At 38.6% G+C, this 12,241-nt stretch carries 14 protein-coding genes; 9 read left to right on the top strand and 5 right to left on the bottom strand.

The genetic code is table 11. From position 1 onward, the window contains the following. Nucleotides 1-67 precede the first annotated feature (67 nt). The gene (locus I6F45_RS03055; protein ID WP_007579917.1) at nt 68-556 is read right to left on the bottom strand and encodes a GNAT family N-acetyltransferase; all 489 of its coding nucleotides are present in this window, start codon (nt 554-556) and stop codon (nt 68-70) included. Between the two features lie 81 nt (nt 557-637). Here I6F45_RS03055 and I6F45_RS03050 point away from each other — a divergent pair, with 81 nt between their 5' ends. From I6F45_RS03050 to I6F45_RS03025, 6 genes are all read left to right on the top strand, one after another. Beyond that, a complete protein-coding gene (locus I6F45_RS03050) occupies nt 638-1,213 on the top strand; it encodes a glutathione peroxidase (RefSeq protein WP_024590220.1) in 576 nt (191 codons plus the stop codon). Between the two features lie 86 nt (nt 1,214-1,299). After that, nucleotides 1,300-1,581 (top strand): peptidylprolyl isomerase, encoded by a 282-nt coding sequence (locus tag I6F45_RS03045; protein WP_002958009.1) that lies wholly within the window; start codon nt 1,300-1,302, stop codon nt 1,579-1,581. A 64-nt stretch (nt 1,582-1,645) separates the two neighbouring features. Continuing rightward, the gene (locus tag I6F45_RS03040; protein ID WP_007579913.1) at nt 1,646-2,224 is read left to right on the top strand and encodes a glutathione S-transferase family protein; all 579 of its coding nucleotides are present in this window, start codon (nt 1,646-1,648) and stop codon (nt 2,222-2,224) included. A 17-nt stretch (nt 2,225-2,241) separates the two neighbouring features. Then, on the top strand, nt 2,242-2,592 hold the full coding sequence (locus tag I6F45_RS03035) for a DUF2750 domain-containing protein (RefSeq protein ID WP_165740589.1): 351 nt from the start codon (nt 2,242-2,244) through the stop codon (nt 2,590-2,592). A gap of 99 nt (nt 2,593-2,691) precedes the next feature. Further along, nucleotides 2,692-3,372 carry a hypothetical protein gene (locus I6F45_RS03030; protein WP_024590219.1) on the top strand — a complete coding sequence of 227 codons (681 nt, stop codon included), beginning with the start codon at nt 2,692-2,694 and terminating at the stop codon, nt 3,370-3,372. A 148-nt stretch (nt 3,373-3,520) separates the two neighbouring features. Then, nucleotides 3,521-6,094, top strand: coding sequence for a M1 family metallopeptidase (locus tag I6F45_RS03025; protein WP_197139809.1), 2,574 nt, complete (start codon nt 3,521-3,523; stop codon nt 6,092-6,094). A gap of 82 nt (nt 6,095-6,176) precedes the next feature. Here the strand turns inward: I6F45_RS03025 and I6F45_RS03020 are convergent, their stop codons facing one another. Together I6F45_RS03020 and I6F45_RS03015 are read right to left on the bottom strand one after the other, a co-directional pair. Then, nucleotides 6,177-6,542 carry a hypothetical protein gene (locus I6F45_RS03020; RefSeq protein ID WP_007579906.1) on the bottom strand — a complete coding sequence of 122 codons (366 nt, stop codon included), beginning with the start codon at nt 6,540-6,542 and terminating at the stop codon, nt 6,177-6,179. A gap of 75 nt (nt 6,543-6,617) precedes the next feature. Further along, nucleotides 6,618-7,493 carry a hypothetical protein gene (locus tag I6F45_RS03015; RefSeq protein ID WP_197118616.1) on the bottom strand — a complete coding sequence of 292 codons (876 nt, stop codon included), beginning with the start codon at nt 7,491-7,493 and terminating at the stop codon, nt 6,618-6,620. 157 nt (nt 7,494-7,650) lie between these two features. On the opposite strand from I6F45_RS03015, the gene I6F45_RS03010 reads away from it, so the two are divergent. From I6F45_RS03010 to yjjG, 3 genes are all read left to right on the top strand, one after another. Further along, on the top strand, nt 7,651-8,550 hold the full coding sequence (locus I6F45_RS03010) for a phosphoribulokinase (protein WP_165739829.1): 900 nt from the start codon (nt 7,651-7,653) through the stop codon (nt 8,548-8,550). 78 nt (nt 8,551-8,628) lie between these two features. After that, nucleotides 8,629-9,174 carry an inosine/xanthosine triphosphatase gene (yjjX, locus tag I6F45_RS03005; protein WP_197159602.1) on the top strand — a complete coding sequence of 182 codons (546 nt, stop codon included), beginning with the start codon at nt 8,629-8,631 and terminating at the stop codon, nt 9,172-9,174. Between the two features lie 13 nt (nt 9,175-9,187). After that, a complete protein-coding gene (gene yjjG / locus I6F45_RS03000; protein WP_010554302.1) occupies nt 9,188-9,862 on the top strand; it encodes a pyrimidine 5'-nucleotidase in 675 nt (224 codons plus the stop codon). 92 nt (nt 9,863-9,954) lie between these two features. Here the strand turns inward: yjjG and lpxC are convergent, their stop codons facing one another. Continuing rightward, nucleotides 9,955-10,866 (bottom strand): UDP-3-O-acyl-N-acetylglucosamine deacetylase, encoded by a 912-nt coding sequence (gene lpxC, locus I6F45_RS02995; RefSeq protein ID WP_007582940.1) that lies wholly within the window; start codon nt 10,864-10,866, stop codon nt 9,955-9,957. Nucleotides 10,867-10,972: 106 nt separating this feature from the next. Beyond that, entirely contained in the window at nt 10,973-12,220 is a 1,248-nt protein-coding gene (gene ftsZ / locus I6F45_RS02990) for a cell division protein FtsZ (RefSeq protein WP_007582938.1), read from the bottom strand. Between the last annotated feature and the right edge of the window lie 21 nt (nt 12,221-12,241).

The raw sequence follows: 12,241 nt of genomic DNA, 5'->3' as shown, positions 1-12,241 counted from the left end.
TTATTTAATTGGCATAAACCCTTCGTCTTATTTTGTAAAAAAATATTACAACATTATGAAAAATAATTTATTCCAGATGTTTTCCAAAAATAGTAAGGCTATACGCCTTATCATCCATTATGGCAACGCTTGGCAACTCACCCCATATTGCAAAATCAAAATGCTTAAACAATTTAACACTCGGTAAGTTATGACTAAAAATAAAGCCGAGTAATACTTTAATATTTAATTGCTTAGCTTGTGTTTGAGCAAATATCATTAGCTTTTTACCAAGCCCTTTACCTTGCGCTTTACTGGTAATGTAAATGCTCATTTCTACTGTGCCGTCGTAAGCTGGGCGCCCATAAAACGATTTATAACTTACCCAAGCAAGTACTTGGTTATTTTCGCAGTAAACGTAAATAGGCCTTTTATCGTTGTGGCTATTAAACCAGTCACGCTTTTCGTCAACGCTCACTTCTTGCGTATCTGCAGTTACCATTCGCCCTGCAATAGTTTCGTTGTAAATGGCTACAATTTCATTAAGATCATTAATAGTTGCTAAACGGATTGTCATAGGTCATTAGAGGGTTGATCAATTTGTTCCATATTAGCGTATGATTATCCAATCAAACAATCGTAAAGTTTAGGTAATGTAATGCTTAAAATAATTATAATAGGTTTAACGGCTTTACTTATTAATGCTCCCCTTCAAGCTCAAACACCATCAATCATAAATAAAACCTCTACACAGGACTGCCAAGATTTTACCAATGTAGATATACGAAAGCTTCGCTCAAAAGAATCTATTAACTTGTGCCAATTTAAAAATAAACCTTTGTTAATAGTAAACACGGCAAGTAATTGTGGTTTTACATATCAATTTAAAGGCCTTGAAGCGCTATATCAACAATACAAAGAGCAAGGTTTAGTCGTATTAGGGTTCCCCTCTGATGACTTTTTTCAAGAAGAAGACAATGAAAAAGAAACAGCGAAAGTATGCTTTGTAAATTATGGTGTAACTTTTCCCATGTTTGCCACCAGCAAAGTTCGTGGTAGCGAAGCAAATCCAATTTTTAAATATTTGAATGAGCAAACTAGCTCTCCAAATTGGAACTTTTATAAATACTTAGTGTCTGCTGATCGTAAAACAGTTTTACGGTTTAACAGCAAAGTGGCACCTAATTCAGAGCAAATGATTACTGCAATTGAAACTGCGTTTTCTGATAAATAAGTTTATACTGGTACAATTAGTTGAAACTAACTAGAATGATATTTCAATTCGGTTAAAAAAACACCACACTATACTCGGGAGATTTTATGACAGTAGCAAGCGCACGACATATACTTGTAGACAGTGAAGCACAATGCTTAGACTTAAAAACAAAAATTGAGCAAGGCGAAGACTTTGCTGAACTAGCAAAAGCACATTCTAATTGTCCTTCAGGTCAGGATGGCGGTGCTCTTGGTGAGTTTGGCCCTGGTATGATGGTTCCAGAGTTTGATAAAGTTGTGTTTTCTGCGCCAATTAATCAAGTACAAGGCCCTGTGCAAACTCAATTTGGTTATCATTTACTTGAAGTTACTAGCCGTTCAGAATAAATTTAACTGTACTGTAAGTAACATTTGATAAAAGCCGCTTATGCGGCTTTTTTATGGAGTAATTATGCAATTAATTGGTTCTGTACCTTCACCTTACGTGCGCCGCATTAGAATTTGGGCACAACAAAACAGCTGCAAACTAGAGCTTGTAAGTCTCGATATATTTTCTGAGCAAGATCGCCCTACTATGGCCAGTAAAAATCCAGCTCGAAAAATCCCAATACTGGTAGATGGCGACTTAACTCTTAGTGACTCTAATTCTATATTGCGTTATTTACTTGAAAAAACAGGTCAGCCAAAACTAACGTGGCCTCAAGAGCACTTACTTACGACTATAAATGCTTGTAACGATTCGTTAGTAGAAATGGTGTTATGTAAACGTTCTGGATTTGACACCAAAAGCGATAAATTATTTTTTAATCTGCAAAACGAACGTATTGAACAAACATTAAGCTTTTTAAATACCCATTTAAGCGATGAAGAATTTAAAAGCTGTGAATACCTCAACATCAGTTTATACTGCCTGCTTGATTGGATTTGCTTTCGCGAATTAGCTGACTTTAGTCAGCATTCAGCGCTTGTTGCTTTTCATAAGCAATATGACGAGCGCCAAGCAGCAATAGACACTAATCCTCGTCACTAATTTAAAAGGGTAAACACATGAGCGATATCGAAATTGAATCACAACTAGTTAACTTCGTAGAAAAAGTACGTATTAGCGAAGTAATTTGGGCACTTGGTGCAGAAGATAATGGCTTTGTAGTGTGCGATTCTAACCAATTTGATGAAACTGACGTATTACTGCTTTGGGAAAGTGAAGCAGCAGCTAAAGCACAATGTAAAGAAGAGTGGAAAGATTACAGCCCAGTAGAAATCAATCTTGATGAGTTTTTAGATGCATGGGTTGAAGACTTAAACGAAGACAACGCACTTGTTGGCATTAACTGGAATGATGACCAAGTATGCACAGAAATTGAGCCTACAGGTTTAGCTCGTGCATTGAGTGAATAATACTTTATACGCTTTACGTTAAAAGCGAATAAAACCCGACTAGCATCTACTGCTAGTTGGGTATAAAATAAAACACATCATTATTTTCAAGGTATTACGTTGAAAACCCATCTTGGTCGCCGGCCCTTTTCAGCCATGGAACTGCACACTCTTTATAATGGATATATATACGGTGATTTTAAAGTTGCACGAGAGCAACCAAAACACTGGCATTTTTGGCTCCCTTTAATTGCATATTATAGTGGTGCTTATAGCGATGAGATTGGTTATTTAACGCTTGATGATCTGTCCCTTGAAAAAAACGTCTTATGCTTTAATTTTCATACCCACGGTAAAATAAAACCTCGTCTAGTTCCTGTACATCAAGCACTTATAAATGCTGGATTTAATGAATATATAACGTTCATCAAATCGCAAAACCAACACCGATTAATGTTCGACTTACCGGCTAAAACTGGCAGGTACAGTGAGAAAGTCCGCATTTGGTTTTCAGGCGAAGGTGAGCGAGCTGGTTACCTGCAAAAATGTGATATACCAAACGTAGATCAACTCGGTATGAAAACAGCAATAAGCAGCCTTCGTCTTAACTTTGAGCAACAAGTGCGTATATACGCCCTACAAGCTAACTCTAAAGATGCCTTTAATTACTTGATGGGTTTTAACGAGTATCCACACGATGTGTTTAGCGATACCCACTTATTAAATACCGTTGTCCAACAAATACGTATTATTAACTCACACCTGCATTGGCAGCGTTTTATAACACGCGAAAGCCACTGACAAACTTTGTTACTATTTCCCCTTTAAGTCACCGTTATAATCAATTACTCTATTTAAAAAAACTGTTAGGATATCTAACCCCCTAATTATATGAGCATAAAAAAGCCTATTTAGGGTCGTTTCTAACAACAACAATCTAGGGATCACTATGTTTCTTAAAAGCCTCTTAACAGTGAGCGTTGCTTTGGCAATGGGTGCTGCAAACGCTAACGAATTCGTTATTGAAAAACTCGCAAAACCAAGTTCACAACAGGTGTCGTTAACACTCGACCCGAGCCAAGATACATTTACAGGGATGACAGAGATTTCCCTAGAAGTACTAAAACCAACAAAATACATTGAGTTAAATGGCGTAGCTTACGCTGTTAAAATGGCGCAACTGCTTGGCGACGAAAACTGTGATTTAAACAATGAAATGCTTAAAACAGGTAAAGTGAAATTTAGCTGTGATGAGCAAATTCAACCAGGTAAATACACACTTAAAGTTGATTTTTCAGCGCCATATAACCGTCAAAGTGTTGGTTTATACAAAACATTAGACCAAGGCACTCCTTACTTATTTACTCAATTTGAAATGAGTGATGCACGCCGTGCATTTCCTGTTTTTGACGAGCCAAGTTACAAAATTCCATTTCAGTTAACGATTACTGCGCCTACATCACAAAAAGTATATTCAAATACGCCAGAGCTTAAAACAACAGTTAATGGCGATATGACCACACACTTTTTTGATAAAACACCGCCAATCCCTTCATACCTAGTAGCGATGGCTGTTGGCCCGTTTGAAGAATTAGAAATTAAAGGCATGCCAATTCCTGGTCGTGTAATTACCCCACAAGGTAAAATTCACTTAGCCCAATACGCAAAAGAAAATATGCCAAAAGTACTGGGCGCACTTGAAGCGTATTTTGGTATCCCTTACGTTTACAAAAAATTAGACTCAGTAGCGGTACCAGAGTTTCCATTTGGCGCAATGGAAAACTCAGGCTTAGTGACCTACAGAGAAGATATTTTATTGGTTGATTTAGCTGCCGCAACACGCAGTAAAAAACAACGTAATGTATCAATTATTGCTCACGAACTTGCTCACCAATGGTACGGTAACTTAGTAACCATGAAATGGTGGAACGACTTATGGTTAAACGAAGCGTTTGCTAGCTGGATGGCTGCAAAAATTACTAAGCAGCTTAACCCTGAGTTTGAATCGCACTTAGACCTGCCACAAAACAACGTAATGGCACTTGATGCACGCCTAAGCACCAAGCCTATTCGTAAGCCAATTAAAACCGAAGCTGACATTATGGACGGTTTAGGTCTTGCTTACAGTAAAGGCAGCTCAGTACTTGCTATGGTTGAAAACTGGATTGGCGAAGATGCATTTCAAAAAGGTATTCAAAGCTACTTAAAAGAGTTTTCATATAAAAACGCAGAAGCGGCCGACCTATGGGAAGCACTTGGTAAAGCATCAAATCAAGACGTAGCGAGTGTTTTAAAATCGTTTATTGAACAGTCTTCTTTCCCACTAGTTAAAGTAACTCAACAAGGTAGCAAAGTAACTATTTCACAAAGCCGCTTTGTAAATGCAGGCGTTGATGCGCCAGAGCAGTTATGGAATGTACCGGTTGCAATTAAATATGGTGCTGGCGATAAAGTAAAAACAGCAAATGTATTACTTAATAAACAAAGCCAAACGCTAGACTTAGACTTTGAGCCAGAATGGATTTATCCAGATCAGGGTGCACTAGGCTACTACCGCTGGGTAATGGATGACGCACAATTTAGCGCACTTGTTAAAAAGGCGCCAAGCGTACTGAGTGACCGTGAACGCTTAGCGTTGTTATCGGCTACTGATGCACTACTTGACGCTGGTGTTATATCTGCTGCTAAGTTAATGCAAACACTTGAAGTGTTCGTAAGCGATAGCCACCCTCGCGTAGCAAATACAGCGCTAGGTTACTTAGTATCGCAACAACGTACTTTTAAAGACGATAGCAATAAAGACCTATGGCCTGAATTTATTCGTAATGCAGTAACGCCTGCAGCTAAAAAATATGGTTTAGAAGCTAAAGCGGGAGAAGACGGAGCTATTGCACAACTTCGTGCGGCCGTGGTATCACGCTTAGGTTTTGATGGTGAAGATCAAAACGTCATTAATAAAGCGAAAGAACAAACACAAGTTTATTTAAATGATCCACAAAAAGTAGACCCTTACTTAGCGGGTACGTACTTAACTCTTGCTGCTTTTCATGGTGACAAAGCGCTGCTTGATCAATTCATGACAACGTTTAAAACAACGAAAGATCCACAAGTACGCACTAACATGCTTGCTGCAATGGGCTTTTTTGGTAAACCTGAATTACAAAAAGCGGTATTAGCTTATAGCTTAACGGATGAAGTAACTGCCTCTGACATGCGTACTATTTTGTCAGGTCAAAGTTATACAGATGAGCGCCAAGCGTTATTTATTGATTGGGTTTACAGTAACTACGATAAAGTAACAGCAAGCTTACCGCCTTTCTTTATTCCTAACTTACCGTACTTTACAACGGCGAGTTGTAATGCAGAAAGCTTAGCTAAAACAAAGACCTTTTTTAACGAAAAAGTAGCTGATGTAGCCGGTTACGCTCGTACATTAAGTAAGCTTGAAGAAAGTACAAACGATTGTATCGCGCTTAAAACACGTGAACTAGAATCGGTTAATAGCTTCTTAAAAAGTAAGTAACCCTTAGGTTTATTAAGCTATAAAAACACAAAAGCCGCTGAATATAAATTCAGCGGCTTTTTACGTTTATATTTTTGCTTTATTAATTACCAATAATCATCGTTAGCTTAGCAATAAAGTCTTTTGCTGCTTGCTCAGAGTTTATTTTAAATGCCACACCGTAGTGAATAGGCTGAGCACTTTTAAAAATACGTGTAGGAAAGCGTGTCATCTCGCTGCTATGAAAGTAGCCTTGCGCACGCGTTACGCCATCAATATCACTAAAGTCATCGCTAAACACCTCAAATGCTGGGCGAATTACTATTTTACCCTTACCGCTTTCGCTGTGGGTATAAAATGCTTCTTTAGAGTTTACTAACATGTACTCTGCAATATTTTTAATCTTAAAATTACTTCTACACTGTAATTTAATGAGCTGTTCTGTCAGCTCGTCTGCACTATAAGCCACGTGTAATCCCTATTAGTTAATTTGCGTATTAGATTAACGCATACACACAATAAAATCTGAATTTATTTGTCTGCTTTACTGCGTTATATCACATACAAAAGCGAGTTTTTCATTGTTGTAACTCATTCTTGTTATATTTGTTTCGCAGTAGGTGCTTAAATTAAGCCATTGCGATACTTCATCACTTCCATCAAGTTTACGCTGATAAACGCGGTTTTTAATAGCATAAGCGATAGTTGCATCATCTTTCAAAATAAAATCTTGAACTTGAGCAGGTAACCTTAGTAGGTCTTCAACTTGTTTATCCTGTGGATTAAAACTCGCTAAAATATGTTGCTCGTTTTTAGTGTAACTAAATAAAAATGCAGCTGTAGAGTTGTTATAAATAAGCGTTCGGCCAATATTACTGGCAGCTATTTTCCCCTTCGCTTGTGCAACAGAAGTATATTGAAGAGTATGAGGCTTTCCTAAAATAAACATTACTAAATCATTTTGAACACCCCATGCATGGTACCCAACAGGTTCAATCCAATCAAAAATACGACTTGGCGCATCTTCGCTTTTGAGTGGGTATTGCCACAGTTTTTGCTTACCATCTGCCTCTACAACAATCGCTGATACTGCATCACCACTTGGCATAACCGTTGGTGAATATTCGCTTACGGGAGAGTTACTGATATTAATAACTTTTTTTGATGTTAAATCATAATAAGCAATATCGGTTTGGCTTTGCTCACCTGCAATCACCTCATGAGTAAAGTATAAACCTGTACTTGTTAAGTACGGTTGGTTGTTATAACTGTTTTTATCACTCACTATACTAACTTGTACCCCGAAAGGTGTATTTAAATCAGCAAGTAATACTTGGCTTTTTGGCATGCTAGCCTGCGCCATAATTGGGCTAAGCGCTGCTATAGAAAAGACCCCAAGTAATGGTTTAATAAGTTTCATGCTTTCTCTCGTTTTAATTTTAAGCACCTCATGATAACGTTATTTGCTGATGGCGTCACTTGAGCTAAGTCAGTCAACTCTTAAGATACCCAAACGGCTTAAAATAATGTTAAGTTTAGTCTGGTTATAAAACCTGGTCCTAAAAAAGAGAATTAACATGTCAGCTAAAAATCCTATTATTGCGATTACGGGTTCGTCTGGTGCGGGTACAACCACCACAACCAATGCAATTAAACATATTTTCCGTAGCCTTAATATTGAAGCGGCTTTTATCGAAGGAGATAGCTTTCATCGTTACACTCGCCCTGAAATGGATAAAAAAGTACGTGAAGCACAACAAGAAAATAAACACATTAGTTACTTTGGCCGAGAAGCAAATGACTTTGGTGCTTTAGAAGCGTTGTTTGAAAACTATAGTGAAACAGGCCAAGGTAAGTTACGCCGATACTTACACACCTTTGATGAAGCCGTTCCATACAATCAATTACCGGGTACATTTACTCCTTGGCAAGACCTTGATAGTAATACTGATATTTTGTTTTATGAAGGGTTACACGGTGGTGTAGTTGATCAAGATGTAGACGTAGCAAAGCATGTCGATTTATTAATAGGCATGGTTCCAATTATTAACCTTGAGTGGATTCAAAAATTAATACGCGATACATCCGAACGAGGCCATTCTCGCGAAGCGGTTATGGGCTCTATTGTGCGCAGTATGGATGACTATATAAATCATATTACCCCGCAGTTTTCTCGTACCCATATTAATTTTCAACGCGTGCCTACTGTTGATACATCAAACCCATTTAGCGCAAAAGACATTCCATCGCTTGATGAAAGCTTTGTTGTTATCCGCTTTAGGGGAATTGAAGATGTTGATTTTCCTTATTATTTGCGCATGATTGAAGGCAGTTTTATGTCTCGTATTAATACGCTTGTAGTACCAGGCGGCAAAATGGGCTTGGCTATGGAGCTTGTGCTTACCCCATTAATTAAAGATATTATTTTGAAAAAGCGTGCACTGGAAAACCTAGCACCACTCGATTTACCTATTTAATATTAAGTTAGTCGTATAGCTCTTTTTTGTTAAAGCTAACTCACGTACACTGCTGATTTTGCTCAAGGTGAGATCAGCATGCCACAACAATTAAAAATTATTGTCGGTTCTAAAAATCCTGTAAAAATAAATGCCGCTAAACATATTTTTACTATGTATTTTCCAGAATGTATCATTGACTGTGAAGGTGTGAATGCTCTCTCAGGCGTGCCTGATCAACCTATTGGTGAAGACGAAACCCGAATTGGCGCTCAAAATCGAGTAAATTACTGTAAAACTCACCATCAGGCTGACTATTATGTAGCCATGGAGGGCGGTGCAGAGCAATTTAGCTATGGGCCTGCAACATTTGCTTATGTTGTTATTGATAATGCCTTAAATCAAATTGTAGGGCGTAGCAGCAACCTTCCTCTACCCCAAGTACTTTATAATGCATTACTTAAAGGTGAAGAACTTGGCGATGTAATGGACAAAGCATTTAATACCACCAACGTTAAACAAAAAGGTGGCGCTATTGGTCTACTTACCAACAATCATGCCACGCGCGAAAGTACCTATACACAAGCACTCACTTTAGCTATGGCGCCTTTTTTACACCCTGAGCTATACGGCCAAACAAATTAATTTAGGAAGTTTAATGAAGTACAACTATGTATTGTTTGATGCAGACGAAACCTTATTTAGGTTTGATATTTTAGCGGGCATGACTCGCATGTTTAAAGCTTACAACGTAGATTTTAGCCAAGACGATTATATTCATTATCAAAAAACCAATAAGCAGCTGTGGGTTGATTATCAAAATGGCACTATTAGCGCAGATTACTTACAAGTAACACGCTTTAATGAGTGGGCTTCAAAACTTAATGTGCCAGCAAAAGAGCTAAACGATGCTTTTTTAGATTCTATGGCGCAAATTTGCGAGCCATTACCTGGTGCTATTGAGCTTTTAAATAAACTTAAGCCAAATGCTAGATTAGGTATTATTACTAACGGATTTGCCCGCTTACAAACCGTACGCCTTGAGCATACTGGCTTAAAAGATATGTTTGAATGGTTAGTTATATCTGAACTTGTAGGTATAGCAAAACCGAATAAAGCGATTTTCGAGCACACATTTGAGCTAATGGGTAACCCAGATAAAAGCGAGATACTTATGGTGGGTGATACTGCTGCAAGTGACATACTTGGCGGCAACAATGCAGGTATTGATACTTGCTGGTTACAACACCCTGGTGAGCAATTAGCCGACGGAATAAAGCCAACCTATACCGTAGCTAGTTTAAATCAGTTACAAGCTCTTTTGGAGTTATAATAAAGTATAGAGCTATTAAATTTCACGCAAAAAAATGACGCTAATTAGCGTCATTTTTTATAACTGTTTTTCGAGCTGCTCTTTTACTGCTTTTAGGCTGGAGCTAACTCAAGACCGGGTGCAGGCATCGTCACAGGCGTTTCAAATGTTGCCCACTCCCATGCTGACTCTGTAGCCATAATTTTACGAAGTAATTTATTATTTAAATCATGACCCGATTTAAATGCAGTTACTTTACCTAAAAGGTTATGGCCTGTCATAAACATGTCACCAACACAGTCTAATATCTTGTGCTTAACAAACTCGTCGCTATAACGCAAACCGTTAGGATTTAAAACTTTGAACTCATCAAGTACCACAGCACTATCCATGCTACCACCTAGCGCTAGGTTGTTTGCATGCATGTATTCAATATCTTTCATAAATCCAAAAGTACGCGCACGGCTAATTTCTTCAATAAAGCTTTGCGTTGTTATATCCAACCCAATACGTTGGCGACTTTCATTGATAGCTGGGTGGTTAAATGCAATCTCAAAGTCGATATGAAAACCATCATATGGTTCAACTTCAGCCCACTTATCACCTTCTTCAATGCGTACTTTTTCTTTAATACGGATAAAGCGTTTAGCAACGTTTTGCTCTTCAATTCCGCCTTTTTGTAACAGATATATGAATGGTAATGCACTACCATCCATAATCGGCACTTCTGAGCTATCTAATTCTACAATTAGATTATCAATTCCCATTGCAGCAACAGCTGCAATAAGATGCTCAGTAGTCGATAAGCGAACACCATCTTTGTTAATTAAACAGGTACACAACTGCGTATCACCAACGGCTTCAGGTGTTGTTTCAAAATCAACAACCGGATCAAGGTCGACACGACGAAATACAATCCCAGTATTTGCGCTCGCAGGTCGGAGAGTTATTGTGACCTTCTCACCTTTATGAAGTCCAATTCCTATGGCTTTGACTACTTCTGCAATCGTACGCTGTTTAATCATAGGTATGCTCACTTTTAAATCAGTTACAGTTATATGGCGTATTTTAACATAAATCCTTTTGCCTTTCAATATTTGTACATATTTCAAACAAAAGTATTATTAAATGTTAATCAGCCTGCTTACGTAAAAAAGCGGGGATATCAAAATAATCACCACCTTCTGATTTATCCGCTTTTTTACTGTTTTGTGCTGAAGAGCTTGATGCACTGCTTGAACTAGTTGTAGGCGCTTTTTCTTTGCTTTGCGTTTGCGCTTTAGCAGTGTTTTCTTCAGTGTTTGTATCTTGGCTTGCAAAGCTTGGTACGTACATACTGCTCGTTTGGTTTGATGTGCTTGCAACATCAGAACCTGATGCTTTTTTAAAGCCGTTATCAACGATACCAAACTGTGGACGACGATCGCCGCCTAAGCCAGTTGCAACAACCGTTACACGTAGCTCATCAGTCATTTCTGGGTCGATTACCGCACCAACAACAACCGTTGCGTTTTCTGACGCAAGTGCTTTAACGTGATTACCAACAATTTCAAATTCTTCAATCGCAATGTCCATACCTGCGGTGATATTAACTAAGATACCTTTAGCACCTGTTAAATCAACGTCTTCTAGTAGTGGGCTTGAGATAGCCGCTTCTGCTGCTTCTTGTGCACGATCAGGGCCTGACGCAGACGCCGTTCCCATCATTGCAGTACCCATTGCAGACATTACAGTTCTAACATCGGCGAAATCCACGTTAATTAAACCAGAACGTGTAATTAGCTCTGCTATACCTTGTACCGCACCAAATAATACGTCATTAGCTTTAGCGAAGGCATCTAGAAGTGTAGTCCCTTTTCCTAAAACTTTAAGCAATTTATTGTTCGGAATTGTAATAAGTGAATCTACAATTTCTGACAATTCGTTAATGCCTTGTTCAGCGGCTGCTGCACGTTTTTTACCTTCAAAATCAAAAGGACGTGTTACAACTGCAACGGTTAAAATACCGAGTTCTTTAGCAATTTTAGCAACTACCGGTGCTGCACCAGTACCTGTACCGCCGCCCATACCGGCTGCAATAAATACCATATCGGCGCCTTCAAGGCTGGCACGAATTGTATCTGCATCTTCTTCAGCCGACTTACGGCCTACTTCAGGGTTTGCGCCCGCACCCAACCCAGAGGTTATTTGCGTGCCTAGCTGAACTGTAATATCGGCAGCAGAGTTACGTAATGCTTGCGCATCCGTATTAGCGGCTATAAAACGCACGCCTTCTATTTGTTGTTTAACCATGTGCTCAACAGCGTTACCGCCACCACCGCCCACGCCGATTACTTTTATTACAGCTTCTTCGCTGTGTTGTTCCATTATATCAAACATGTTTACTCTCCGACTTGAGTC

Source organism: Pseudoalteromonas sp. SWYJZ19, from assembly GCF_015864375.1.
GTDB lineage: Bacteria > Pseudomonadota > Gammaproteobacteria > Enterobacterales > Alteromonadaceae > Pseudoalteromonas > Pseudoalteromonas arctica.
The sequence above is the reverse complement of the archived record's forward strand: the minus strand, read 5'-3'. Positions and strand labels throughout refer to the sequence as shown.

What these genes read in the sequence shown, in the direction of transcription:
- I6F45_RS03055 (WP_007579917.1), bottom strand. Translation starts at nt 556, where the DNA reads ATGACAATCCGTTTAGCAACTATTAATGATCTTAATGAAATTGTAGCC.
- I6F45_RS03050 (WP_024590220.1), top strand. Translation starts at nt 638, where the DNA reads ATGCTTAAAATAATTATAATAGGTTTAACGGCTTTACTTATTAATGCT.
- I6F45_RS03045 (WP_002958009.1), top strand. Translation starts at nt 1,300, where the DNA reads ATGACAGTAGCAAGCGCACGACATATACTTGTAGACAGTGAAGCACAA.
- I6F45_RS03040 (WP_007579913.1), top strand. Translation starts at nt 1,646, where the DNA reads ATGCAATTAATTGGTTCTGTACCTTCACCTTACGTGCGCCGCATTAGA.
- I6F45_RS03035 (WP_165740589.1), top strand. Translation starts at nt 2,242, where the DNA reads ATGAGCGATATCGAAATTGAATCACAACTAGTTAACTTCGTAGAAAAA.
- I6F45_RS03025 (WP_197139809.1), top strand. Translation starts at nt 3,521, where the DNA reads ATGTTTCTTAAAAGCCTCTTAACAGTGAGCGTTGCTTTGGCAATGGGT.
- I6F45_RS03015 (WP_197118616.1), bottom strand. Translation starts at nt 7,493, where the DNA reads ATGAAACTTATTAAACCATTACTTGGGGTCTTTTCTATAGCAGCGCTT.
- I6F45_RS03010 (WP_165739829.1), top strand. Translation starts at nt 7,651, where the DNA reads ATGTCAGCTAAAAATCCTATTATTGCGATTACGGGTTCGTCTGGTGCG.
- yjjX (WP_197159602.1), top strand. Translation starts at nt 8,629, where the DNA reads ATGCCACAACAATTAAAAATTATTGTCGGTTCTAAAAATCCTGTAAAA.
- yjjG (WP_010554302.1), top strand. Translation starts at nt 9,188, where the DNA reads ATGAAGTACAACTATGTATTGTTTGATGCAGACGAAACCTTATTTAGG.
- lpxC (WP_007582940.1), bottom strand. Translation starts at nt 10,866, where the DNA reads ATGATTAAACAGCGTACGATTGCAGAAGTAGTCAAAGCCATAGGAATT.
- ftsZ (WP_007582938.1), bottom strand. Translation starts at nt 12,220, where the DNA reads ATGTTTGATATAATGGAACAACACAGCGAAGAAGCTGTAATAAAAGTA.